The sequence below is a fragment of the uncultured Sphingomonas sp. genome (assembly GCF_934560975.1).
In the GTDB taxonomy this organism is placed as follows: domain Bacteria; phylum Pseudomonadota; class Alphaproteobacteria; order Sphingomonadales; family Sphingomonadaceae; genus Sphingomonas_I.
Window position 1 is genome coordinate 16266 of sequence record NZ_CAKTFO010000001.1, and the last position, 25901, is coordinate 42166.

Below are 25901 nucleotides of genomic sequence, written 5' to 3' on the forward strand. Positions count from 1 at the left end.
GGGCCCGTTTCTCTAACGAACACGCAATGGCGGGGAGGGGCGGACATAGCGCCTACCCGCGCAGGGGCGACGCACTAATCCTATGACCCAACCCCTCCACGTCGCCGTCCTGATGGGCGGCTGGTCCTCCGAACGCGCCGTCAGCCTGGTGTCGGGCGAGGGCGTCGCCACCGCCTGCGAAAGTCTGGGTCACCGCGTCACCCGCATCGACATGGGCCGCGACGTCGCCCTGCGCCTGGCCGAGGCGAAGCCCGACATCGTCTTCAACGCGCTGCACGGCACGCCGGGTGAGGACGGCACGGTTCAGGGAATGCTCGACCTGATGGGCCTGCAATATACCCATTCGGGTCTGGCCACCTCCGTCATCGCGATCGACAAGCAACTGACCAAGCAGGCTTTGGTCCCGCACGGCATCCGTATGCCGGCCGGCCGGGTGGTGACCTCCGCCAGCCTGTTCGAGGGTGATCCCCTGCCGCGTCCTTACGTGCTGAAGCCGGTCAACGAAGGCTCATCGGTCGGCGTCGCCATCGTCACCGACACCGGCAATCACGGCCACCCGATCGGCCGCGACGTGGAGGGGCCGTGGCGGCATTTCGATACTTTGCTGGCCGAACCCTTCATCAAGGGCCGCGAACTCACCACCGCCGTGCTGGGCGACCGCGCGCTGGGCGTGACCGAGCTGGTGCCAAAGTCCGGCTTCTACGACTTCGACGCCAAATATACCGACGGCATGACCACCCATGTCTGCCCCGCGCAGATCCCGGACGCCATCGCCGCCGCCTGCATGACCATGGCGGTGGAGGCGCACCGCCTGCTCGGCTGCCGCGGCACGTCGCGCTCCGACTTCCGCTGGGACGAGGAGGCGGGGGAGGCCGGCCTGTTCCTGCTGGAGGTCAACACCCAGCCCGGCATGACGCCCTTGAGCCTGGTGCCCGAACAGGCGAAGCTGATCGGCATGAGCTACGAAGCCCTGGTGCAGGCGATCATCGACGAGGCGCTGGCGTGAGCCGCGCGCCCGCGGTCACGGTGCGTTCGTCGCGGCGTCCGGCCAGCGGGCGCAACGCACGTCCCACACGCGGTCCCACCGCCGGACGCCCCGGTCCGCGCCGCGAAATGTCCAAGCTGCTGGCCGCCGTGCCGCTGCCGAAGGACTTCGTGCGCCGGCTGCGCAACTGGTCGCTCGGCCTGTTCGTGGGCGTGGCCTGCGTCGCCGGGGTGATCGCGATGGGCGTGCCGCAGATGCTGTGGCTGGAAACCTCGCACGCGCTCGGCCGCATGGGGTTCGTCGTCCGCAACATCCAGATCAGCGGCCGCACCCATGTCGATCGCGACCAGGTCTATCGCGTGGTGATGCAGGCGCAGGGGCAGGACATGCCGCTGGTCGACCTGTCGGACCTGCGCGGCCAGTTGCTCCAGCTCGGCTGGATCGGCGACGCCCGCGTGTCGCGCCGCCTGCCGGATACGCTGGCGGTGGACCTGGTCGAACGCGCGCCCGCCGCCGTGCTCCAGCGCAACCAGCGCCTGTCGCTGATCGATGCGGAGGGGCATGTGCTGGCCCCGGTCAACCCGCGCACCATGCCGGTGCAGCTGCCGTTGGTGATCGGGCCGGGGGCGGAGCGGCAGATCGCGCGCCTCAACGCCCTGATCGCGACCCAGCCCGCCATCAAGACCCTGGTCGAAGGCGCCACCTGGGTGGGTGAGCGGCGCTGGGACATACGTTTCCAGTCGGGCGAGACCCTGTCTTTGCCCGAGGGGGACGCCCGCGCCCGCGCCGCGCTCGCCACCTTCGTCCGCAAGGATCAGCAGGAACGCCTGCTCGGCCAGGGCTACCTCCGCTTCGACATGCGCAATCCCGGGCAGATCGTGGTGCGCGTCGGCGAACATGACACGCCCTCCGCCGGCGCGGCGGCCCCGCTCGCGCCCGGCAGCCAATCGACCTGAGAGACCGCACATGGCCCAGCCCCGCAGCGAAGGATTGATCACCGCCGTCGACATCGGCTCGTCCAAGGTGGCCGCACTGATCGTGCAGCCGACCGAGGGCGGGTTGCAGGTGCTCGGCAGCGGCCAGCGCGAAAGCCGTGGCGTCAAGCACGGCTACATCACCGACATGCAGCGCACCGAACAGGCGGTGCGCGAGGCGGTGGAGCAGGCGGAAACCATCGCCCGCACCAACATTGACGAGGTTTTCGTCAGCTTCTCCGCCGGCGGGCTTTATTCGGACGTCGCCTCGGTGGAGGTCGGCCTCGGCGGTCAGCGGATCGCGCAGGGCGACATCGACGAACTGCTCGACGCCGGCCGCAACTCGATCGAGCCTGACGGGCGGATGGTGCTCCATGCCCAGCCCACGCTCTACACGCTGGACGGGCTGAAGGGCGTGCGCCAGCCGCTCGGCCTCCATGCGGAGACTTTGGGCGTCGATATCCACGTCGTGTCGGGCGATCCCTCGCCGATCCGCAACCTCGACCATTGCATCCGCTCGGCCCATCTCGGCGTGAAGTCGGTCGTGGCCTCGCCCATCGCCACCGCCATGGCATGCCTGTCGGAGGAGGAGCGCGAACTGGGCGTCGCGCTGGTCGAACTCGGCGCGGGTGTGACCAACGTGTCCTTGTTCGCCGGCGGGCTGCTGGTCGGGCTCGCCTCGCTGCCGATGGGCTCGGGCGAGATCACCGACGATATCGCCTCCACCTTCGGCCTCCGCCGCGCGCAGGCGGAGCGGCTGAAATGCGTCCAGGGCTCGGCCCAGACCGCGCCGCGCGACAATCATGAGATGATCGAGGCGGCGGGCGGACCGGACGGGGCGGAGCAGGTCCGCATCACCCGCGCGCAACTGATCGGCGTGATCCGCCAGCGGCTCGACCAATGGTTCGCCGCGATCGAGGAAAAGCTCAAGGAACTCGGCTTCTCCGGCCCGATCGCGCGTCGCCTGGTGCTGACCGGCGGCGGGGCCGAGCTGAAGGGCATTGCCGAATATGCGCAGGGGGTACTCGGCCGCGCCGTCCGCATCGGGCGTCCGCGCGGCCTGATCGGGCTGCCCGATGCCCATGCCGGGATGAGCTTCACCACGCTGGCGGGGCTGGCGCTCTACGCCGCCAGCGATCCGATCGACCTGCGCCGCCCAATCGAGGAGCAGCCGGTCACCCGGCTTTCGCCCACGGGCATGGTGCACCGACTGATTCAAGCGGTGCGCAGCAACTACTAGCTCTGGCTATCCCCGGAAAGAGTGCGGTAATCTCAGAAATCACTCGCGCGCGCGAATCACTTGGGGCAGATTCCGGCTGCGAGCGTTCCGGCGACTGGAGACACACGAATGGCGATTGAATTCCTCCGGCCCGAGGTTGATGAGTTGAAGCCCCGCATCAGCGTGATCGGCGTGGGCGGGGCTGGCGGCAATGCCGTCGCGAACATGATTACGTCGGAAGTGCAGGGCGTCGATTTCGTCGTCGCCAACACCGATGCGCAGGCACTGAACGCGTCACCGGCCGAACAGCGCATCCAGCTCGGCATGAAGATCACGCAGGGCCTCGGCGCCGGCTCGCGTCCCGAAATCGGGCGCGCCGCGGCCGAAGAGACGCTGGACCAGGTCGAAAAGGTGCTGGAAGGCGCGCACATGTGCTTCATCGCCGCCGGCATGGGCGGCGGCACCGGCACCGGCGCGGCGCCCGTGATCGCCAAGACGGCGCGCGCCAAGGGCATCCTGACCGTCGGCGTTGTGACCAAGCCGTTCAGCTTCGAAGGCGCGCGCCGGATGCGCTCCGCCGACGCCGGCATTGCCGAGCTGCAGAAGCATGTCGACACGCTGATCGTCATCCCGAACCAGAATCTGTTCCTGATCGCCAATCCGAACACGACCTTCAAGGAAGCGTTCCAGATGGCGGACGAGGTGCTGCAGCAGGGCGTGCGCGGCATCACCGACCTGATGGTCATGCCGGGCCTCATCAACCTCGACTTCGCCGACGTCCGCTCGGTGATGAGCGAGATGGGCAAGGCGATGATGGGCACGGGCGAGGCCACCGGCGACAATCGCGCGATCGAGGCGGCGGAAAAGGCGATCGCCAACCCGCTGCTGGACGGCGTGTCGATGAAGGGCGCCAAGGGCGTGATCGTGTCCATCGTCGGCGGCGAGGATATGCGCCTGCTGGAGGTGGACGAGGCCGCGAACCACATCAAGGATCTGGTCGATCCCGACGCCAACATCATCTGGGGCTCGGCGTTCAACAACGATCTGGAAGGTCGCATCCGCGTGTCGGTGGTGGCGACGGGGATCGAGGCGGACGTGGTCCGCGCGCCCGAGCAGACGGCTAGTCCAGCGAAGCCTTTTGCCTTTCCCCCTCGCAGCCGCACTGAAGCGCGCGCGCCTGGCGTGGACTCCGTTCCTCCCGTCGCCGCCCCCGCCGAAGCGCCGGTAAGGCTGGCGGAGCCGGCCGCGTCCGATCCCGCCAAGGCCGAGCCGGTCCGCAACACGGCGGAGGATGAGGAACTGGTGCTGGGCCACGCGCCCCAGGGCCATGCACCCCAGGTTCATGTGCCCCAGGCCGGCGCGCCCCGCGCCGCCGCGCCGCAGGTCAGCGCGACCCCGGTGGTCCACGAACAGATCCCCGCCTTCGACCAGGGCACGTCCGCGCAGGCGGCTTCACGCTCCGGCCCGCGCCGCTGGATGCAGGAGGATGAGCCCGCCGCCGCGCCCGCGCCCGCCGCGTCGCGCCAACCCGCGTCGCGCACCGCCCGCGACGGCGGCACCTTGTTCGAACGCATGTCCAGCATGGCGCGCGGCACGGCCAAGTCCAACGGGACCGATGATGACGAGGGCGACGATCGCGGCCGCGATCCGCTCGACATTCCGCGTTTCCTGAACCGCCAGGGAAACTGATCGGCGGGTCCGCCGTCCGCGCCGCGCGGCGGATCCGCACTTTCATCAACGATCGCTGACCATCATGTTCGGCCCGCTTGCGATCCCCGTGCAGTCCATGCGCGCGGGCGCCACAGGCGGAGCGGCGCACTTTGACCTGTCGGGGCCGATCCCGCATCGGCCCCGGATCGCTTCATCCCGTCATCCTGTATCCGCCGCTCGGCCGACAGCCTTCGTCGTCCCGCCGCAACGTCCTGGCGAGGAGGGGCGCCGATGCTATTTGCAACACGTCCCGCTTGGATCATGAGGCCGCCCGTGTCGCGTGAAACCTCCCTTTCTTTGGCCCTCCTCCTCGTTTTCGCTTTGTCGCCCGCCGCCTTGCGCGCGCAGGAGCTGACCGAGGAGGTCCGCGCCGATCCCTCCGCCACCCAGTCGCTGGCGCTGGCGCGCGCGGCGGCGGCGCGGGGGGACGAGGCGGAGGCGCTGTCCCGCTATCTCCGCGTCCTCGCCACCACGCCGGACAATGTCGTCGCGCTCGCAGGCGCGGGGCAGGCGGCGATCGGGGTGGGGGACCTCAACGCCGCCGCCGGATTCTATGCGCGCGCCGATGCGCTCGATCCACGCAATGGCGCGGTCAAGGTCGGGCTGGCCATCACCATGCTCCAGAACGGCAATGCGCGCGGGGCGCTGCGCCTGTTCCACGACGCGGTGGAGCTGGGGATGCCGGTTACCGCCATCGCCGCCGATCGTGGCCTCGCCTACGACCTGCGCGGTGACACCAAGCGGGCCCAGGCCGATTATCAGGCCGTGCTGGCGACCCAGCGCAATGATGAGGTGGTACGCCGCCTCGCCCTCAGCCAGGCAATTGCCGGCGACCGCATCACCGCGCTGGCGACATTGGACCCCTTGTTGCGCAAGCAGGACGTGCCGGCATGGCGCACGCGCGCCTTCGTGCTGGCGCTGACCGGCGACCCCGCCGGCGCGAACACGGCCGCGGCCCTGGTCATGCCGCGCGATCAGGTGGCCGAACTCGCCCCCTATCTGCCGCGCCTCGCCGGGCTGCGCGCCGCCGACAAGGCCGCCGCCATCCATCTCGGCCGCTTTCCGGGCGAGCGACAGGGCCAACAGCCGCCGTCGCAACAGCAGCAGGCCAGCCGTCCGGTCACCCCGCCGAAGCTGCGGATCGATCGCACGGTGCTGGCTCCGCCGCCAATGGTGGCGGTTGCGCCCGCGCCCGTTGCGGCACCACCGCCGGTTGCCACGCCGCCGCAGCCGAGTGCCGCCGAACTCGCCGCCCGCGCCAAGGCGGACACCGCCGCCAAGGCCCGCGCCGATGCCAAGGTCCGCGCCGCCGCCAAGGCCAAGGCCGACGCGCTCGCCCAGGCCAAGCAGGAGCGCGAGGAAAAGGCGGCCGCCTTGGCGGAGGCACGCAAGAACCCGGCCCGCCACTTCGTGCAGGTGGCGGGCGGCGCCAATGCGGCCGATCTGCCCAAGGCGTGGGACAAGTTGAAGGACAAGTGGCCCAAGCAACTGGCGGGCCGCACGCCATGGACGATGCATTATCGCTTCACCAACCGTCTGATGATCGGCCCCTTTCCCAGCGCGGATGCGGCACAAACCTGGGTGTCGGAGCGCAACAAGGAAGGCTTCGCCACCTTCCGCGTCTCCACCAGGACGGGGGACGAGGTCGAACGGCTGGATTGATCCGGCCATGACCGGCCGCGGCTTGACAAAACGGAACAGATAGGGTACACGCTTTTCCGTTCCGTATGTCCGGCCGGGATATGGGACAAAGCCTGCTTCCCCGTCTCGGCGGGAAAGAACGACCGACGCGGAGCCTGTCCGGTGCTCAAACGCCGAAGCTTCGCCACAAGATTCCGTCTCTTCCGCATGCTTCGCGCTGCGGCCTGATCTGCCGAACGCCGCGTGCCGGGGATAGCGGGTGGCGTTCACGAACCTTCGGGTTCAGGCAGCAATTCCGCAACGCCCCTTCGCCACCAGGCAGGCGGCGGAACGCGTTGGTCGCACGCTTCTTCGGGAATGCCACATCTCCGCACGTCCCGGGCGCAAGCCCGCGGGCGTTCGCGGCGTGTCCGCGCCCCTCGACGACCCCGACGCGTCCCCTCGCTCCCGCGAACGCGGAAGCCGAGAGGGTAGGCACCTTCCGGCATGGCGCGCAAAATGCTCCTGTCACTCCCCAGCACCGTATGCTCCCGCGAAGGCAGTAGCCCAGGAGGCAGGCGATGCTCTGCAGAATCCGGACTCCTGCACCCGCAGCAAGCTCCGCACCGCCCGGGCTTGTAGTCCGCCCACGCGCCCCCCGACCTGATCGTCCTGCCGCCCCCGGCAGGATGCTTCCCCAATCGAGATCCATATCGTTCTTGCGGACATCAACGATCACGCCATCCGGATCGCTGGCCGATGCCGGTCTGCGGCCGATGGGAAAAGCACAACGTCTCCGCCGGCCTCTTTCCGCCGAGCCGCCCCGCTGACGTCCGCACGCAAAAGGGCCCGGCAGCGATGCCGGGCCCTTCCGTTTACCCAGTCATCACCGATCAGTAGGTGCCGGAAAAGCTCCGGTTAAGATTGGTGTTGCCGGTGGTGTTGCCGCCGTCGTCGTCCTTGCCGAACAGGCTGCTGCTGCTGCTGCTGCCATCGCGCTGTTCGTCGCGCCACTGCTGCTTGGCCTGATCCGCGGTCTTGTTGATCGTGACCTTGTCGTCCACCGACTGCACCCACGAACAGGGGATGGAATGGTGACGCCCGCCGGCGGCCTGATCGTTCTTGGTCAGCTGGATGCGGTCGCCGCGGACATGGTCCACCGTGCCGATATGCTCGCCGTCGCTGCCGACGACCTCATGATGCTCCTGCACCTTGCTCAGCAGGTCGCGCTGGCCCTGGCGGGTCTGGCGCCACGAACCGAACTCGGTCTCGAACCGGTTCTGATTCTCGCTGCGATAATCGTCATAGTCGCGATCGAGCGACTCCATCTGGCGGTCGCGCCAGCTGCGGTAATGCGGGTCATGCTCGTGCCGGCTCTGATAGCCCTGCTGCTGGCCGCCCGACGATCCGTAGTTCGCGCCATAACCGCCCTGGCCGGACGATCCCCGGTTCGACGCGCCATAGCCCGACCGGTCCTGGTTCGACCGGTCATAGCTTCTGCCGACCACGCTGCGGTCGTCATTGTTGCGCTCGTCATACCGCTCGTCCATGCGGCGGCGGCGCTCGGCATCGTCGTCACCGAACCACGAGCGGACCTCGTCGCCCGCGCGGTCGAGGAAGCCGCGATCCTGATAGTCGTAGCCGCGCGGATCACGCCCATAGTCGCGATTCTGGCTGCGGCCCTGATCCTGGCTGCCGTAGCGTTCGCCGCGATAATCGCGCGATCCGCTGCTGCCGCCATAATTGCCGTAATCGCCGTAGCTGCGCGCGCGATCGTCGTCTCGGCCCCGGCCATAATCGCTCTGGTGGCGATCACTCTGGCCGCCGCCATAATTGCTGCTGCCCGACTGGCCATAACGTCGGTCGTTGCGATCGTAAGCCATCGATGTCTCCTGTCTCTCCAGATGCCGCGCAAGCCCGTCATGGCGCGCGATCGATCTGGGGTGGAAACGGTTGGAGGGCTCCGGGTGTTCCTTTGGGCGGCACATACGACCGCGCGGCTGCAACGACATATCGCGGCAGCTTGCGCAGAATCTTTGTCGCGGGCCGTTGCATCGGCGACGAAGCGGGGCTAATCGCCCATTTCGCTGGTGCCGGGGCTGTAGCTCAGATGGGAGAGCGCTGCAATCGCACTGCAGAGGTCAGGGGTTCGATTCCCCTCAGCTCCACCAGCCTTTTCTCTACCATCTTGCTCCCCGCCGCCGCTTGGCCGATAGCGCCCGCGTGACCGTGCTGCGCTACATCAAGGCGCCCTGGTGGGTGTTCGAGCTCGCCACGGGTGCGAAGAGTTTCCGCGACAATCCCCTGATCGGATCGCGCCGGCTCAACCGCTGGGGCCTCCATGCCGCGCGCGTGGCGGTGGCGGACCGCATGGCCTGGAACCGCCGCGCCCGCCTGCGCCGGCTGATCGGGGCGGAGGATGCGGCCGCCTTCGCCCGCGACGGCTTCGTCCGCGTGCCCGATTTTCTCGCCGCCGAAGCTTTTGTCGCGCTCCGCGATCAGGTGATGGCGCGCCGTGCGCCCGCGCGCGAGATGGTGCAGGGCGACACGGTCACCCGCCGCATGGCGCTGGACCCCGCCGCGCTGAAGGCGATGCCCGCCGCCGCCGCCCTCATGGCCGACCGCCGCTTCCAGGGACTGATCCGCTATGTCGGCAGCTATGACGCGGCGCCGACCTGCTACATCCAGACGATCCTGTCGCACCGCCACGCGGCGCCACCCGATCCGCAGACCAACCTGCATGTCGATACCTTCCACCCGACGGTGAAGGCGTGGCTGTTCCTGACTGACGTGGCGGAGGACGAAGGGCCGTTGACCTATGTGCCCGGATCGCACCGCCGCGACGCCGCCCGCATGGCGTGGGAGCGGCAACGCAGCCTGGAGGTGATGGACGGCGACGATTTCCTCGCCCAGCGCGGCTCGCTCCGTATCCGGCGGGAGGAGCTGGCGGGGCTCGGCCTGCCCGATCCCGTCGCCTTTGCGGTCAGGGCCAACACGTTGGTGGTGGCCGACACCGGCGGCTTCCACGCGCGCGGCCCCTCCGTGCGCCCCTCCACCCGGGTCGAGATCTGGGCCTATGGCCGCCGCAACCCCTATCTGCCGTGGACGGGGCTCGACCTCGGCGGCCTGCCGGGCCTGTCCGAACGGCGCGTGCCGCTCTACTGGGCGTTGCGCGACCGTTTCCGCCGCTTCGTCGGACAGCCATGGATGGATGTCGGCCCGAAGCGCCCAGCCGACGAATGACGAGGCTTCCTCCCGAACTCACGGCCCCGCATTTCCCCTGGCTCAAGGACAAGGCCGGCGCCGTCGCCCATGTCGACCAAGCGGGCGTGATCCATGGCCGCGATCCCTTCACCGGCGCGACCATCCCGGTGGAGGCGGCAGCGGCGATCGCGGCGCATTGGCGCGCTCTGTCCCGTGCCAATGCCCCGATCCGGGTAGCGACCGGCATGGCCTGGTGGAAGCGCCAGCGGATCGCGCAATTCCTGTGGGCCGAGGGGCATGCGCCGCTGACGTTCGCGGATGATGCGGAGGGGGCGCTGTCCGCCGCAGCCGGCGGGCGCATCGCCACCTGGCCGTCCCGCGCGCCCGCCGGACTGGCGGGGCAGGCGGGCGAGCGGCTGGTGCGGGTGGAGGATGGCTTCATCCGCTCGATCGGCCTCGGCGCGGACCTGCACCCGCCTTTGTCGATCGTGGTCGACCAGAGCGGCATCTATTACGATCCGACCCGGCCCAGCGACCTCGAAACCATTCTCCAGACCGCCGACTTCACCCCCGACCTGCTGGCCCGCGCGGCGGCGCTGCGCACGCTGATCGTCGAGCGCGGCATCAGCAAATATGCCAGTGCCGCCCCGCTCGCCCCCGCACCGCGCCGAACCGGCAAGCGCGTGGTGCTGGTGCCCGGCCAGGTCGAGGACGATCAGTCGGTGCGGCTGGGCGGGGCGGGGATCGCCAGCAATCTCGACCTGCTCGCCCGCGCCCGTGCCGCCGAGCCGGACGCGTATATCCTGTTCAAGCCGCACCCGGACGTGGATGCCGGTCACCGCGTCGGCCGCGTGCCCGATGCCGACCTGTTGGCCCATGCGGACGAGGTGGTGCGGGGCGAGGCGATGCCGGCTCTGCTCGGGCGGGTCGATGCGGTGCACGTCCTGACCTCGCTCACCGGGTTCGAGGCGTTGTTGCGCGGGCTCGACGTGACGGTCCATGGCCACCCCTTCTTCGCCGGCTGGGGCCTGACCCGCGACCTCGCCGGCCCGCTGCCGCGCCGCACCCGGCGGCTCGACCTCGACGCCCTGGTCGCCGGCGCGTTGATCCTCTATCCGCGCTACCTCGATCCCATGACCGAGCTGCCATGCCCGCCGGAGGTGCTGCTGCGCCGTTTCGCCGACGGCTGGCGCCCGCGCGAGACCTGGCTGATCCGGGCACGCCGCGTGCAGGGCCGCATCGCCCGCGCACTCGGCACCGTCTCCCGCTAGCGCGTTCGATCCATCCGACCGGTGCTCCTGAAAAGGCAGGAGCCCGGAACCATAAGGTGAGTCGATTCGCGGCTGGGCTCCTGCCTTCGCAGGAGCACGGATAGCGTCGCAAACCGCTTCAACATGGCACGCCCGCCTTGATGGCCGGTGCGACCTGATCCTCGAGCGATGCGCCGACACACGAACGGGCAAGCGCACAAGGGCTGAGCGGCACGCCGACGATCCCGGATGTCTGCCAAGGAGTCATGGGGCAGGGGCAAAGGGTGACGGGCCGCGTCCGGCTACTGCGCGCCCATCGCCCGCAGCAGGGTAGCGGCGATCCCCTCCGCCGCAATGTCGGTCTTGCCGCCGGCGGGGGCCTGCGCGCCCCAAATCGCATAATCGGACCGGCAATCGTCGGCCCCGGCCGCGCGGAACGGGCCGGTCAGGCTCGGCTGATGGTCGCCGTAGAAGACCAGCCAGCCGGCATTGCCCTGCTCGGCGATGGCCCGGCGCAGGATCGGGATCATCGCGTCGGTCGACTGGAGGTGGCGCAGCCAGCGGCCGGCCGCCGCCGCGTCGGGCAGGGTGCGCCACTCCGCCGGCAGGTCCGCCGGCGCAATGCCGTCATGCTTGGCGTCCCACGGCCCGTGATTTTCCATGGTGATCGCGAACAGCAGGATGCGCGGCCCATGCTCGCGGATCAGCCGCGCCGCCATCTCCGCCACCGCCACGTCCGAGACGTAGGGCCCCTGCCGCGCCGCGTCGGCAAAGCCCTCCACCCCGATGAAGCGGTCGAACCCCAGCAGCGGCATCACCGTGTCGCGATAATAGAAATCGGCATTGTAGGGGTGGATGCAGATGGTGGTGTAGCCCGCCGCCCGCGCCTGCGCCGCCAGCGACGGCAGCGGCACCCGCGCGAACCGCTCATAGGGATTGTAGCGGTCGAGCCCGATTGTGTCCGCGCCAAGCCCGGTCAGCATCGCCAGTTCCGACCGGATCGTGTTCGCGCCCCAACAGGGGACGGTCAGCTGCCCGTGCGCCAGCGCTTCCACCCGCAACTGCTTGAACTGGGGTAGGTATTCCGCCAGCGCGGGGTGAAGCCGGCTGGCATCCACGAACGATTCGCCCTGCACGATCACGATCGGCCCGGCATCCGGCGCGATCGCCGGCCACACCCGCGCTTGCGCCGCCCGCTGCCGCTCCGGCCGTTCCAGCCGCGCGATCATCGCCTGCGCCAGGCACGCGCCGAGCAGGCCGATGCGCGACGCATCCACCGCCGGATCGCGGGTCAGCGGAAAGCCGCGATACAGCCGCCCCAGTGCCCGCGCCAACGGACCCCAGGTCGGGATCACGAACAAAGCGCGTCCGATCGCCGCCGCCACGCCCGCCAACAGCAGGGCGGTGCCCAGGTTCATCGCCCACAGCGGCGGCTCGGCCCGCACCAGCCCGGCGACGATGGCCAGGCTCAAGGCCGCGCCGCCCACCATCTGCCACGTGCCGACAAAGGCCAGGTACAGGCGCGGGTGGCGCACCACCTCGATAAACTCCGCGCGGTCCGCGAACACCACCGGCTCGGCCAGCACCTGCCGCTTGACCCGGTCCGCCACGCCCAGCCCGATGCCGAGCGTCAGTATCGCCAGCCCCGCCAGGATCGGCCGCGCGGTGGGCAGCAGGAACAGGAGGAAGCCGGCCAGATAGGGAAAGGCGTCCACCGCCATCGCCGCCGCCGGCCGCGACAGCAAGGGGGCACCCACGAGTCGGCGCAGGCCGAGCCACGTCGCCGCCGTGATCCCCAGCCCGCACAGGATCTGAATCATCGGCGGTGCTTAGCGCCCCGGCTCGATATGGAAACGGAAACCGCGCATGATCCGGTCCCCGATCGCGGCTGGCAGCAGGTCGGCGGCCTGGCTGCCGACCGCCAGCAGGCGCGGCACAGTGATGCGCGCCCGCCGCCGGTCGAGCCCGCGCCGGATCGCGCGCACCATCGTCTCCAGGCTCATCAGGAACGGGGTCGGCCCCTTCCAGCGGTCTGTCATCGGCGTGTCGAAAAAGCCCGGCACCACCACCGACACCGCCACGCCCGCCGGGCCGAGCAGCGCCCGCAGCGCCTCGCCATAGGCGCGGATGCCGGCCTTGCTGGCGCTGTAGCCGGGGCTGTAGGGCAGCCCGCGCAGTGCCGCGACGGAGGAGACGACCGCGATCTGCGCGCCCGCGCGTCGGGATAGCGCGGGCAGCAGCGGCTCGATCGTGTGCAAAGTACCCAACAGGTTGCTGCGCACCTGCAACGTCGCGAGCTGGCGGCCTTCCATCGCACCCTCCGCACTCGCACCGGCGGAAACGCCGGCGGCGGCGATCACCAGGTCGAACGGCGCAATCCCGTCCTGCGCGACCAGCCATGCGCCGAGCGGTTCGGCCTTGCCCACGTCGAACAGGCCGGTCACCACCTCCGCCCCGGCGGCGCGGCAGGCGGCGGCGGTCGCCTCCAGCCGCTCGGCATTGCGGGCGACCAGGGTCAGCCGCATGCCGGGCGCGGCATAATCACGCGCCAGGCCCGCGCCGAGCCCGCTCGACGCGCCGGTGATCAGCAGGGAGCGGGGTGGGCTCACCCGCGTGCGGGGATGGCGGTGGCGGCGGCGGCGCGACGCGGCGTGGTCGCGATGCGGACCACGGCGGCGGGCGCGGGGCTCGCCTCCAGCCGGGCGGCCGCGCCCGCCACCAGCATGTCCAGCGCCTGATCGCTGAAATAGCCGCCATTGATCAGGCAGGTATCGATCAACACGCGGCGATAGGCGGCGAACACCTCCGCCTCGGGCGGGGTCGGCTGGTCCCAGAAATGGTCGAGCCCGTTCTGGTCGGTCATGCGCGGCATGTCATAAACCGCATCGCCCAACACGATGGTGGGCACGCCATAGCGCAGCGACAGCGTGCCGGTGGTGCTGTTCACCGTCACCAGCCCGCGCGAACGCCGCACCAGCGAATCGATGTCGACCGACTCCAGGAACAGGATCCGGTCCGACGCGCCCAGCTTGGCCGCGACCTGCGTCACCCTCTTTTCCCAATCGACCAGCCCGTTGTCCAGCGGATGGCCCTTGACCACCAGCAGGGCCTCGGCCGGCGCGTTGCGGACGAACGATCCCAGCACCTGCTCGATCGCGGGCTGCATCCCCTTGAAGTGGGAATGGACCCGGATCTGGTAGTCGCAGTCGAGTTGCAGCGGGAACACGAAATAAGGCCGGCCGGTCGCGTCCAGGCGCGACAGCGTCTCCGCCGAACGCAGTCGTTCCGGCCCGCGCCGCATCAGGCGAAACGCCCAGCCCGCATATTCGTGCAGGATGTGCCACGGGCGATGGGTGCGATAGCCGGGAAACAGGGGCGCCAGCGCCAGCGACGCGAAATTGTAGATCAGGTCCTCCCTGACCCGGCGGCCGAAGGAGGAGGGGACCGGCGGCTGCACGTCCGGCAAGGGCGGCAAGGCGCGCGCCGCGGCCAGGTAATGATCGGGGTCGCGCGACAAAGCGGAATGGCCGTTCACGCCGCCATCTTCCAGCGTCACGAAATCGGGGCGGACATAGCCTTCCTCGAACACGTGGATCTGGACGCCGCGCGCGCGTGCCACCGCGATCGCGGCCTGGTGCAGCGGGCGGCAATCCCCGAACAACACGATGTCGGTGACGCCCGCCTGCTCGATCGTGCGCGTCAGGAATGCGGGCCAGCCCTTCAGCGTGCCGCGATAATCCACCGCGCGGCCCCGCCAGTAGATCTTGTCGCCGCCGTTCAAGTTGATGCGGTGCACGGCATGGCCGTCACGGGCCAGCGCCTGGCCGAGCTTGGAAAAGAAGGGGCCGGCCAGCCCCTGCAGAAACAGAAATGATCGCTGCGGCACGCGCCTTACCTGATTGTCATGTTCTTGGGCGCCCGATGCGGGGGCAATCGCCCTCCTTTGCACCGGCGGGTGCGCGCGCACAACTGCCCGGTCGGCGGACATGCGGGGGTCCGGCTTCACGGCTGTGCCCGTAGGATGGAGTCATGCAGGCACGCGAGGCAAATCATCGAACATCCCTAGATCAGCTTAGATGTAACCGCCAGTGGCACCGAACCAGACGGAGTTCGGCGCATCCTACCTTGCCCGCTCTCCCGCCTGCGCTATAGCCGCGAAACGTGCTAATTTGCCCGCGCCTGTGCCGCGCGGCCGGAGTGTTGGTTTGAACCGATCGCGATACGATTTCGACCTGACTGGTGTGGGTGACGCCGGGAACGAACCGATTGCGATTGTCGGTGCATCCTGCCGCCTGCCGGGTGCGCCGGACGTCGAATCATTCTGGCAATTGCTGTTGTCCGGCACCGATGCCGTGTCCGAAATCCCGGACGACCGCTGGAACAAGGCGCAATTGTTCCACCCGGAAAAGGGGCAGAAGGGGAAGGCCTATACATTCGCGGCGGGCGCGCTGGGCGACGTCAGCCGCTTCGACCCCGCATTCTTCGGCATCTCGCCGCGCGAAGCGACGCAGATGGACCCCCAGCAACGCCTGCTGCTGGAACTCGCCTACGAAGCGATGGAGGATGCCGGCATCGACGTGGCGCGGCTGGCGGGCGAGCCGGTGGGCGTGTTCGTCGGCGGATCGTCGTGGGATTATTCCAACCTGAACGTCGGCGATCCTTCCGCCATGGATGCCTATTCCATGATCGGCGTGACGCTGTGTTCGATGGCGAACCGCATTTCCTACGTGTTCGACCTCCACGGGCCGAGCTTCACGGTGGACACCGCCTGCTCCTCCTCGCTGGTGGCGCTGCACCAGGCGTGCGAGGCGATCCGTGGCGGTCAGGTGAGCATGGGCCTGGTCGGCGGCGTCAGCCTGCTGCTCGCGCCGCAAAGCTATATCGGCTTCTGCGCCGCCTCCATGCTGTCGCCCACCGGGCGCTGCCACGCGTTCGATGCGCGCGCGGACGGCTATGTCCGCGCGGAAGGCGGCGGGGTGGTGATCCTGAAGCCGCTCGGCAGCGCGCTTGCGGCGGGGGACCAGATCCGCGCCGTGATCCGTGGCACCGGCGTCAATTCGGACGGCCGCACCACCGGGCTTTCGCTGCCCAACCGCGAGGCGCAGGCGGCGTTGCTGGACCAGGTCTATGGCCGGTTCGGGCTGGACCCGGCGCGGCTCGGCTATGTCGAGGCGCACGGCACCGGCACGCCGGCGGGCGACCCGATCGAGGCGGGCGCGCTGGGCGAGAAGCTCGGCCGCCGCCGCAGCGAGCCGCTGACCATCGGTTCGGTCAAGACCAATATCGGCCACCTGGAGGCGGGCAGCGGCATGGCCGGCCTGATCAAGGCGATGCTGGTGGCGGAACGCGGCACCATTCCGCCGTCGCTGCACAACGAAACCCCCAATCCCAACATCCCGTTCGAGGATCTGAACCTGCGGCTGGCGCGGGAGGCGACGCCGCTGCGGCAGGATGGCCAGCCGCGCCTGATCGGCATCAACTCCTTCGGCTTCGGTGGCACCAACGCCCATGCCGTGCTGGAAACGCCCGATCCCCACGCCTTCGCGGCGTCCCCGGCGGGCGAGGCGGAGGCGCTGCCGCCGTTTCTGCTCTCCGCCCGTTCCGATGCCGCGCTCCACGCGCTGGCGCGCAGCTGGGCCGATCGGCTGGTGGATACGGCGGAGGCGGACCTGCCCGCGCTGGTGCGCGGTCTCGCGCTCAAGCGGTCGCAGCATATGCGCCGGCTGGTCATTCCGGCCACGACCCGCGCCGAGCTGATCGACGCCCTCACCGCCTTTGCCGAGGGCAAGTCGAGCGGGCTGGTCCAGGCGAACAGCGCCGTCGCCGGCGGCGTCGGCTTCATCTTCTCCGGCAATGGCAGCCAGTGGGTCGGCATGGCGACGGACGCGCTGGCGCAGAGCGCCGCCTTCCGCGAGGCGCTGGACGAAGTGGACGCGGCGCTGCGGCCGTGGCTCGGCTGGTCGGTGGCGCAGGCGCTGGCGGACCAGGATGCGGCGCGGCTGCGCAACACCGACGTGGCCCAGCCCTTGCTGTTCGCGATCCAGGTCGCGTTGGTGAAGGCGCTGGGCGAGCATGGCCTGCACCCCGATGCCTGCATGGGGCACAGCGTGGGCGAGGTCGCGGCGGCCTATGCCTCGGGCGCGCTCGATCTCGCCTCGGCGGCGCGGGTGATCGCGGCGCGCAGCCGGCGGCAGCAGCAGCAGCATGGCGTCGGCGCGATGGCGGTGCTGGGCATGGACGCGGCGGAGGTCGCCGCCGCTCTGTCGATCCCGCCGCTGAACGGCGCGGGCGTCGAGGTGGCGGCGCATAACAGCGCGGGCGGCACCACCGTCGCCGGGCCGGTCGCCGCGATCGACCTGCTGGAGGCGCAGGCGCAGGCGCGCGGCTGGCGCTTCACCCGGCTTGATCTGGATTACGCCTTTCACAGCGCGGCGATGGACCCGATCGCGGAGAGCCTTTCCACCGATCTGGCTGGGCTGGATACGGGCGCGACCGCCATCTCCTTTTATTCCACCGTAAGCGGCGGCGTGCTGGACGGACGGGCGCTGGACGCCGATTATTGGTGGCGCAACGTGCGCGCGCCGGTGCTGTTCGCGCAGGCCGCCCGCGCGATGGTAGCGGACGGCATCCGCCTGTTCGTGGAGGTCGGCCCCCACGCCGTTCTTCAGGCCTACCTCACCGACGCGCTCCGTCGGGAGGATCGCGAAGGCCGCGTGCTGCCCAGCCTCGGCCGCCGTCCGGTCCGGCACGATCCGGTCGCCGCGATCGCCGCGCGCGCCCATGCCGCCGGCGCCGATATCCGTGCCGCCTCCGCCTTTGTCGGACCGGTCGCGGCGGGCGGCCTGCCGGCTTATCCGTGGCAGCGCGAGAGTTACTGGGTGCCGCGCACGGAGGAGGCGACCGACCTGTTCGTGCTGGCGGACGAGCATCCCCTGCTCGGCACGCGTGTGGGCGAAGCTCCGGTCGAGTGGCGCAAGCATCTCGGCCTCGCGCTGGAACCGTGGATCGCCGACCATGCGGTGGGTGGCGGCGCGGTGGTGCCGGCGGCGGCGCTGATCGACATGGCGCTGGCGGCGGCGCGCGCGCGCCATCCCGACGCCGCCTCGGTCGACCTGCTCGACGTGGAGATCGGGCGCGCCCTGGTGCTGGAAGCGCAGACGATGCGCGAGGTGCGGTTCCGCATCGGCTCGGCCGCCGGGGACTTCACCCTCACCTCGCGCCCGCGCCTCAGCGAGGAGCCGTGGACGGTGCATATGTCCGGCCGCATCGCCGCCGCCGACACCGCGCGGGTCGATCCGGTCGAAATCGGCGGAGTGGTCGAGCGGCGGGTGACGGCGGACACGCTCTACGCCCTCGCCGCCGATATGGGGCTGGATTACGGCCCGGCATTCCAGGCGGTATCGGGGATCGACGTCTTCGCCGGGCAGCGTGCATTGGTGTCGCTCGACCGGGCGACGCCGCTGGCGTCCGGCTTCCTGCTGCCGCCCAACAGCGTCGACGGTGCGCTCCAGGGTCTGCTCGCGCTGGCGGCGGACCGGCTGGGCAGCGACAATGGCGTGCTGCCGTGGCGCTTCGGCCGGGTGCGGCTGTACGGTGCCCGCGCGGTGCCGGTCACGGCGCGGCTGGCGGTGACGCGGGTCGGCCCGCGCTCGGTGCGCGCCGACGTGCAATTGCTCGACGGGGACGACATCGTCGTCGCGGAGATGGCGGAATGCTGGTTCGTGCGCGTGGCGCTCGGCCGCGCCGTGTCGGCCGAGGAGCATGTGTTCCACACGCGCTGGATCGCCAGCGCCGATCCGGAAGCGGGCGCAGCGATCGCCTTGCCGTCCGCCACCGACCTTGCCGAAGTCGCGCCGGCCGAGGTCGCGCCGGCCGAGGCGCAATTGCTGGCGGAGGCCTTTGCCGCCGCCGCCGCGCTGGAAGCGGTGACGCCGCTGGCGGAGGCGGGCCTGCTCTCGTCCCAGGCGCTGGTGCGGCGCGGGGATTTGTCCGCCGCCGGTCGGCCGGTGTTCGATCGCATGATGCGCTGGCTGGCGGCGGACGGGCTGGCCGAGCAGCAAGGCGATGGCGACTGGCGCCTCACGGGTGAGGATCTGCCGCCGTCGGGCGTGGTCCTCCAGACCCTGTTCTTCGACGCGCCCGACGCGGTGGCGGAAACGTCGCTGCTGGCGCTCGCGGCCGAGGCGTTGCCCGCCACGCTGCGGGGTGTGCCCGCCCCGGCGCTGCCGGCCGCCTTGTGGGACCAGTTGCTCGAAACCTCGCCGTCCAGCCTGGCGGCAAGCGCGGCGTTGATCGCCGAGGTGCGGGCGCTTGCCCGTGGCCGGACGGACGGCGCGCCGCTGCGCATCCTGAATGTCGGGGCGCGGCGCGGCGCCTTCGCCGCCCGCTTGCTCCGCGCGCTGGCGGGGGAGCCGGGCATCGCCCTGGTCGCCGCAACCGACGCCGATACGCTGCCGGTGCTGGCCGACACGCTGGGCGACAGCGCGCGGGCCATTGCCTGGACGCCGGGCGACACCGCGCCGAATGCGCGGTTCGACCTGGTGGTCGGGCTCCATGCCGGCGCGGTCGGCGGGTGGGGCGTGCGCGAACTCGCCGCCTTGCGCGACCTGCTGGCGTCGGGCGGTGCTTTGCTGCTGGCCGAGCCGCGTCCCAGCCGCGTGTGGCAGATGCTGCGCGCCGACCTGGTGCTGGGCGACGATGCGCGCTGGCAGGGCAATCTGGAAGCAGCGGGCTGGATTCAGCCATTCGCGCACCCGGTCCAGAGCGGCGCATGGCCCGTGGCGCTGGTGCGGGCGGTGGCGCCGCAACGGCCCGTTTCCGCCAGGCACGCCGTTCGGATCGCCTTGCTCGACGACGATGCCGCAACGTCCGGCCTCCGCACGGCGATCGAGGCCGCTGGCGGGCAGGTGACGGACGAAGCGGACGCCGCACCGCACCTCGCGCTGCTGATCGACGACGCGCAGCCGCTCGACCGGGCGCTGGCGCGGATCGCCGCGCTCGCCGCCACCCCGGCGCGCGATGCGGCGCTGCCGGTCACCATCCTCGCTCGCGGAGTGGCCGAGGGCGATCCGCGCGCCGCCGCGATCCGGGGCGCGCGCCGGGTGCTGGCCAACGAAGCGGCGCAGCTCGCGACGCGGCTGGTGCTGGTCGATCCGGCGCTGCCCGCCGACGCAGCCGGTGCGCGCATGACCGCCGAGCTGGTCGGCGGCGATGCCGAGCAGGAGGTGGTGTGGTCCGCCAGCGGCCGCGTGGTGCCGCGCGTGCGGCGCGGGCTGCCCGCCCGTGCACAAAGCGAGGGCGCGATCCGGCTGGCGGTGGCGCGTCCGGGCCTGCTCGATTCGCTCGGCTGGACCCATGCCGACCGCGCCGCACCGGGCGAGGGCGAGCTGGCAATCCGGATCGAAGCCGCCGGCCTCAACTTCCGCGACGTGATGTGGGCGATGGGGCTGCTGCCGGACGAGGCGTTGCTCGACGGTTTCGCCGGGCCGACCATGGGCCTGGAATGCGCCGGCACGGTCACGGCGGTCGGCCCGGGCGTGGACGGCTTCGCGATCGGCGACCGGGTGATGGCGTTCGCGCCGGCCTCGCTCTCGACCGAAACGGTGACCAAGGCCCATGCCGTGATGCGGATGCCCGCCGACATGGGCTTCGCCGCCGCCGCGACCATCCCGGTCGCCTTCCTCACCACCGTCTATGCGCTGGGCCATCTTGCCCGGATCGAGGCGGGGGAGACGGTGTTGATCCATGGCGGCGCGGGCGGCGTCGGCCTGGCCGCGATCCAATATGCCCGCCATCGCGGCGCGCGCGTGTTCGCCACCGCCGGCTCGCCCACCAAGCGCGCCTTGCTGCGCACCCTGGGCGTGGAGGCGGTGCTGGACAGCCGCAGCCTGACCTTCGCGGACGAGGTGATGCGCCTGACCGACAATGCCGGCGTGGACGTGGTGCTGAACTCGCTGTCTGGCGAGGCGATGCGCCGCTCGCTGGCGATCCTGAAGCCGTTCGGCCGCTTCCTGGAACTCGGCAAGCGCGACTTCTATGAAAACAGCGCCATCGGCCTGCGTCCGTTCCGCCACAACGTCACCTATTACGGGATCGATGCCGACCAGCTGCCGCTCAAGCGGCCCGCGCTCGCCGCCGCCCTGTTCGACGAGATTGCCGGCCTGTTCGCGGATGGGGCGCTCCGCCCGCTGCCGCATCGCCTGTTCGACTATGCCGATGTGGAGGATGCGTTCCGGCTGATGCAGGGGTCCGGCCATATCGGCAAGATCGTGCTGACCCCCGGCGCGGTGCCGCCGGTTGCGGCAGCCCCCGCGCCCGCCTTCGCGCTGCGCGGCGACCATGTCCATCTGGTCACCGGCGGGCTCGACGGCTTCGGCAAGGAGGCCGCTTATTGGCTGGTCCGTAACGGCGCCCGCCGTCTGGCCCTGCTCAGCCGGCGCGGGGCCGCCACGCCCGGCAGCGACGCCTTGCTCGCCGCCTTCGCCGGTGAAGGCGTGGACGCGCGCGCTTATGCGGTGGACGTGTCGAACGGGGCCGCGCTGACCCGGGTGCTGGCGACGATCCGGGCCGAACAGGGCCCGATCGGCGGCGTGGTCCATGCCGCCGTGGCGATGGACGACGCCCTGCTCGGCCAGCTGGACCAGGGCCGCTTCGCCCGCGCGCTCGCGCCCAAGCTGGGTGGCGCGGACCTGCTCGATCGGCTGACGCGCGACGATGCGGTCGACCTGTTCCTGCTCTTCTCCTCCGTCACCACCGCTTTCGGCAATCCGGGTCAGGGCAATTACGTCGCTGCCAATAGTGCGATCGAGGCGGTGGCGGAGCGGCGTCGCGCTGCCGGCCTGCCCGCTTTGGCGGTGCAATGGGGCCCGATCGGAGACGCCGGCTATCTGGCGCGCGAAACGCAGGTCAGCGCGATGCTGTCGCGCCAGCTCGGCTCCGCGCACATGAGCGCGGCGGAGGCGCTGGACACGCTGCCGGCTTTGCTCGCCTCCGGGCAGCCGACCTTGGGCATGGCGACGATCCGCTGGGGCGCGCTGAAGGGCAGCCTGCCCTTGCTCGATGCGCCGCAATTCGCGGACATGGACGCGGGTGCAAGCGAGGCCGCCGCCGAGGTCGATCTTGCCGCGATGCTGGCCGAATGTTCGGCGGAGGAGGCGCTGGCCCGCGTCACCTCCATGCTGGTGGAGGAGGTGGCGCGGATCATGAAGCTCGCGCCCGAACGGATCGAGCCGCAGCGCCCGCTGGCCGAGTTCGGGATGGACAGCCTGATGGCGGTGGAGTTGCGCCTGGCGGTGGAGCAGCGTTTCGGCGTCAGCATCCCGCTGCTGGCCTTGTCCGAAGGGGCGACCCTCGGCGCGATGGCGGGGCGGATCGTGCGTGGCCTGGCCGCACCGCAAGCGGAGCCGGCCGACGATCAGGCGCGCCTGGCCGAACGCCTCACCAAGCTGGAAGGCGGTCCGGCCGGTCCGGCCGACGGGGCGGAGGCGCCGTCCGAGCCCAGCTATGCGGCGGCGGGGGCGAATGCGCCTTAATTGCGCCCCGGCGGTTTGGCACAGCTGATCCATGAGCAAGGATTTCGGACTTTCGGGCGACGCCAAGGCGAAGCTGCTGGCCCGCGTGGGCGTTCGCGCGCCGCTCGTGGCGGAGCCTGAGCCGGAGGTGGCGCGCCCCCGCCTGCCGCTCGGCCGGCCGGAAGTGGCCGCCGACCTGTCCATGATGGCACGCGCCGGCGCGGCTTTGGGCATCCGCGATCCCTTCTTCCGCCCGCATGAAGGGGTGGCGGGCGCGACCACGGTGATCGACGGGCGCAGCTACGACAATTTCGTGTCCTATAATTATCTCGGCCTCAACGGCGACGTCCGCGTCAACGAGGCGGCGAAGGACGCGGTCGATCGCTACGGCACGTCGGTGTCGGCCAGCCGGATCGTGTCGGGCGAACGGCCGATCCACCGCGCGCTGGAACAGGCGCTGGCCGACCTGTACCGGACCGAGGACGCGCTGACCCTGGTGTCGGGCCACGCCACCAACGTCACGGTGATCGGGCATCTGGTCGGGCGCGACGACCTGATCCTGCATGATTCGCTCAGCCACAACAGCATCGTGCAGGGCGCGCTCGCCAGCGGGGCGCAGCGTCTGTCGTTCCCGCACAACGATTTCGACGAACTCGACCGCATGCTGTCGGCCCGCCGGGCGCAGGTGGAGCGCGCGCTGATCGTGGTCGAGGGCCATTACAGCATGGACGGCGACATTCCCGATCTCGCCCGGCTGGTGGCGGTGGCCAAGCGCCATCGCGCCCACCTGATGGTGGACGAGGCGCATTCGCTGGGCGTGCTGGGGCCGCGCGGACACGGCATCTTCGAGCATGCGGGCGTCGATCCGGCGCATGTCGATATCTGGATGGGCACGCTCAGCAAGACCCTGTCCGGCTGCGGCGGCTATATCGCGGCATCGGCCGAGCTGATCGATTACCTCCGCAAGTCCGCGCCCGGCTTCGTCTATTCGGTCGGCCTGCCGCCGCCGGTCGCGGCTGCCGCGCTCGCCTGCCTGGAAATCATGCGGGACGAGCCGGAGCGGGTCGCGCAAGTGCAGGCCAATGGCGCGCATTTCCTGAAAGCGTGCAAGGCGGCCGGGCTCGACACCGGCCCGTCCATCGGCGCGGCGATCGTGCCGGTGATGACGGGCAGCTCGATCGTCGCGGCGCGCGCGGCCGACCGCCTATTCGACCTCGGCATCAACGTGCAGCCGATCATCTACCCCGCCGTGCCCGAGCAGGCGGCGCGGCTGCGCTTCTTCATCTCCTCGCTCCACCGGCCCGAGCAGCTGGACCGGGTCGCGACGACGCTGGCCGACGTGCTGGCCGATGTGGCCAAGCAGCGGGTGGACCTGGCGGAACTGGCCGGCAGGATCGCGGCGGCCTGATCGCATGGGCGCGGACGTCGCCGCAGAGGTCGTGCTGGACCTGTCGCGCTTGCTGTCGCGGGTGCTCCATCCCACCCCGACCGGGGTCGATCGGGTGGAGATGGCCTATGCGCGCGGCCTGCTGGAGACCATTCCCGATCGGCTGTGCTTTGCCGCCGTCCATCCCAGCGGCCTTTACGGCCGGCTGCCGCGGGGCGAGGTGCTGCGTTTCCTGGATGAAACCGAGCATCGCTGGCAGGCGCATGGGCGCAGCATCGCGCGTTCGATGCGGCCCTTCGCGGCCCGGACCTTGCTCCGCCTCCTGCCCCGCCCGGTGCGGCGGAAGGACATGCCGCGCCTCTATGTCCAGGCGTCGCCCAACAATCTGATCAAGCCCGATCTGGTCCGCGCCATCCTCCGCCGGGAGCAGGCGCGGTTCGTCTGCCTGGTGCATGACCTGATCCCCATCCAATATCCGGAATAGGCCCGGCCGGGCGGGGCGGCGCTGCACCTCCGGCGGATGGACACGGTGGTGCGGCTGGCGGACGGCATCCTCGCCAACAGCGAAGCGACCATGGCGGCGCTGCGCCCCTATCTGGCGCGATCGGGCCGAGACCCGCAGCTGCGCGTGGCCCATCTCGGCACGGAGGACATGGCACCCCGCCCGGCGCGGGTGGACGAGCGGCCCTATTTCGTCTGCGTCGGCACGATCGAGCCGCGCAAGAATCACCTGCTGCTGCTCCACCTCTGGCGGGCCCTGTCGGAGGAGCGCGGCGCGGCCGCCATCCCCAGGCTGATCCTGATCGGCCGGCGCGGGTGGGAGAATGAGCAGGTGGTGGACATGCTGGAACGCTGTCCGGCGCTGAAGGACTGCGTGGAGGAACGGTCCGGCCTGCCCGATACGGAGGTGCAGGCGCTGGTGGCGGGTGCGCGCGCGCTGCTGCTGCCCTCCTTTGCCGAGGGCTATGGCATGCCGGTGACGGAGGCCCTGATGCTGCGCGTGCCGGTGGTGTGCAGCGACCTGCCCGCCCTGCGCGAGGCGGGGGGTGCGGTTCCGACATTCCTCGATCCGCTCGACGGGCCCGCGTGGCGCGCGGCGGTGGACGACCTGACCGCCGCCGATTCCGCCATCGCGGCGGGGCAGCGCGCGCGTCTTGCCGGCTGGACGCCATTCCGATGGGACCAGCATATCGCCATCCTGCTCGATTTGTTGCATAGCCTCGCCGCATGAGTTCTCGTCCTCTTCCGGCCCGGCGGGGTTCCTTCTGGACCGCGCTGGGCGTGCAGGCGCGCGTGATCGGCGCGATCATGATGCGCGAGCTGCACACGCGCTACGGCCGCGAAAACGTGGGCTATCTGTGGATGATGGGCGAGCCGATGCTGCTCGCCACCGTGATCGGCCTGCTCCACGTCAATGCCGGCCACGTCGCCTATCTCGGCGATATCCAGCCATTGCCCTTTTCAGTGCTCGGCTACACCGCTTTCATCCTCTTCCGGGGCATCGTGAATCGCTCGGCGGGCAGTCTGGAGGCGAACGCCCCCTTGCTGTACCACCGGCAGGTGACGGTGTTCGACCTGACGCTGGCGCGCGCCCTGTTGGAATTTGCGGGTGTGTTTCTGACGTTCGTGATGCTGATGACGCTGCTGATCTGCCTGGGATTCGCGCAGGCTCCGGTCCGGCCCCTGGTGGTGTTCGCCGGTTGGGCGCTGATCTTCTGGTATTCGCTCGGCCACTCGCTGCTGATCACCGCGCTGACATATGAAAACAGGACGGCGGATCGCCTGATCCATCCATATTCCTACTTCATGGTGGGGCTGTCCGGATCCTTCTTCCAGATCGGCTGGCTCCCGCCCGCCGCGCGCGAGATCCTGGGCTACATCCCGCTGACCAGCATGTTCGAACTGTTGCGATATGGCTGGTTCCGCGGCACCGACCTTGATTATTTCTATGGCGGATATGCCGTGGCGGCATGTGCCCTGCTCACCTGGGCGGGGCTGATCATGGTGTCCCGCGTCCACCACAAGATCCATCTTTCCTGATA

The 25901-nt window shown here is 70.4% G+C and carries 16 protein-coding genes and 1 tRNA gene; 13 read left to right on the forward strand and 4 right to left on the reverse strand.

All coding sequences use genetic code 11. The features are described from left to right. Window positions 1-82 precede the first annotated feature (82 nt). The 5 genes from Q0D93_RS00085 to Q0D93_RS00105 all read left to right on the forward strand — a co-directional run bounded on the left by Q0D93_RS00085 (window position 83) and on the right by Q0D93_RS00105 (window position 6550). On the forward strand, window positions 83-1006 hold the full coding sequence (locus tag Q0D93_RS00085; protein ID WP_294389561.1) for a D-alanine--D-alanine ligase: 924 nt from the start codon (window positions 83-85) through the stop codon (window positions 1004-1006). Next, complete coding sequence (locus tag Q0D93_RS00090; protein ID WP_294389564.1) at window positions 1003-1941, forward strand: cell division protein FtsQ/DivIB; 939 nt, start codon at window positions 1003-1005, stop codon at window positions 1939-1941. Before Q0D93_RS00085 ends, Q0D93_RS00090 begins: the two co-directional genes overlap by 4 nt. Window positions 1942-1951: 10 nt before the next feature. Continuing rightward, on the forward strand, window positions 1952-3199 hold the full coding sequence (gene ftsA, locus Q0D93_RS00095; protein WP_294389567.1) for a cell division protein FtsA: 1248 nt from the start codon (window positions 1952-1954) through the stop codon (window positions 3197-3199). Between the two features lie 108 nt (window positions 3200-3307). Next, window positions 3308-4867, forward strand: coding sequence for a cell division protein FtsZ (gene ftsZ, locus Q0D93_RS00100; RefSeq protein ID WP_294389570.1), 1560 nt, complete (start codon window positions 3308-3310; stop codon window positions 4865-4867). Between the two features lie 318 nt (window positions 4868-5185). Further along, window positions 5186-6550 carry a tetratricopeptide repeat protein gene (locus tag Q0D93_RS00105; protein ID WP_294389573.1) on the forward strand — a complete coding sequence of 455 codons (1365 nt, stop codon included), beginning with the start codon at window positions 5186-5188 and terminating at the stop codon, window positions 6548-6550. 851 nt (window positions 6551-7401) lie between these two features. Here Q0D93_RS00105 and Q0D93_RS00110 read toward each other — a convergent pair. Further along, window positions 7402-8391, reverse strand: coding sequence for a DUF2171 domain-containing protein (locus Q0D93_RS00110; RefSeq protein ID WP_294389575.1), 990 nt, complete (start codon window positions 8389-8391; stop codon window positions 7402-7404). Between the two features lie 212 nt (window positions 8392-8603). On the opposite strand from Q0D93_RS00110, the gene Q0D93_RS00115 reads away from it, so the two are divergent. The 3 genes from Q0D93_RS00115 to Q0D93_RS00125 all read left to right on the forward strand — a co-directional run bounded on the left by Q0D93_RS00115 (window position 8604) and on the right by Q0D93_RS00125 (window position 10983). Next, window positions 8604-8679 (forward strand) — tRNA-Ala (locus Q0D93_RS00115). A 52-nt stretch (window positions 8680-8731) separates the two neighbouring features. Further along, a complete protein-coding gene (locus Q0D93_RS00120; protein ID WP_294389577.1) occupies window positions 8732-9751 on the forward strand; it encodes a phytanoyl-CoA dioxygenase family protein in 1020 nt (339 codons plus the stop codon). Further along, on the forward strand, window positions 9748-10983 hold the full coding sequence (locus tag Q0D93_RS00125; RefSeq protein ID WP_294389580.1) for a beta-3-deoxy-D-manno-oct-2-ulosonic acid transferase: 1236 nt from the start codon (window positions 9748-9750) through the stop codon (window positions 10981-10983). The genes Q0D93_RS00120 and Q0D93_RS00125 overlap by 4 nt, the downstream gene beginning before the upstream one ends. Window positions 10984-11264: 281 nt before the next feature. Here the strand turns inward: Q0D93_RS00125 and Q0D93_RS00130 are convergent, their stop codons facing one another. The 3 genes from Q0D93_RS00130 to Q0D93_RS00140 are packed head-to-tail and all read right to left on the reverse strand — an operon-like array spanning window position 11265 to window position 14848. Next, window positions 11265-12782: an LTA synthase family protein gene (locus Q0D93_RS00130; RefSeq protein ID WP_294389586.1), complete on the reverse strand. Its 1518-nt coding sequence runs from the start codon at window positions 12780-12782 to the stop codon at window positions 11265-11267. 9 nt (window positions 12783-12791) lie between these two features. Further along, the gene (locus Q0D93_RS00135) at window positions 12792-13571 is read right to left on the reverse strand and encodes an SDR family NAD(P)-dependent oxidoreductase (RefSeq protein ID WP_294389589.1); all 780 of its coding nucleotides are present in this window, start codon (window positions 13569-13571) and stop codon (window positions 12792-12794) included. Then, window positions 13568-14848 carry a capsular biosynthesis protein gene (locus tag Q0D93_RS00140; protein WP_294389592.1) on the reverse strand — a complete coding sequence of 427 codons (1281 nt, stop codon included), beginning with the start codon at window positions 14846-14848 and terminating at the stop codon, window positions 13568-13570. The genes Q0D93_RS00135 and Q0D93_RS00140 overlap by 4 nt, the downstream gene beginning before the upstream one ends. 319 nt (window positions 14849-15167) lie before the next feature. Between Q0D93_RS00140 and Q0D93_RS00145 the strand changes: the two genes are divergently transcribed. From Q0D93_RS00145 to Q0D93_RS00165, 5 genes are read left to right on the forward strand one after another with little or no spacing between them, the layout of a single operon-like run. Beyond that, entirely contained in the window at window positions 15168-22493 is a 7326-nt protein-coding gene (locus Q0D93_RS00145; protein ID WP_294389595.1) for a type I polyketide synthase, read from the forward strand. Window positions 22494-22524: 31 nt separating this feature from the next. After that, entirely contained in the window at window positions 22525-23880 is a 1356-nt protein-coding gene (locus Q0D93_RS00150) for an aminotransferase class I/II-fold pyridoxal phosphate-dependent enzyme (RefSeq protein ID WP_294389598.1), read from the forward strand. Window positions 23881-23884: 4 nt separating this feature from the next. Then, on the forward strand, window positions 23885-24343 hold the full coding sequence (locus tag Q0D93_RS00155) for a hypothetical protein (RefSeq protein WP_294389602.1): 459 nt from the start codon (window positions 23885-23887) through the stop codon (window positions 24341-24343). Window positions 24344-24379: 36 nt separating this feature from the next. Next, window positions 24380-25090: a glycosyltransferase gene (locus Q0D93_RS00160; protein WP_294389604.1), complete on the forward strand. Its 711-nt coding sequence runs from the start codon at window positions 24380-24382 to the stop codon at window positions 25088-25090. After that, on the forward strand, window positions 25087-25899 hold the full coding sequence (locus Q0D93_RS00165; protein ID WP_294389606.1) for an ABC transporter permease: 813 nt from the start codon (window positions 25087-25089) through the stop codon (window positions 25897-25899). The genes Q0D93_RS00160 and Q0D93_RS00165 overlap by 4 nt, the downstream gene beginning before the upstream one ends. The last annotated feature ends 2 nt before the right edge of the window (window positions 25900-25901 follow it).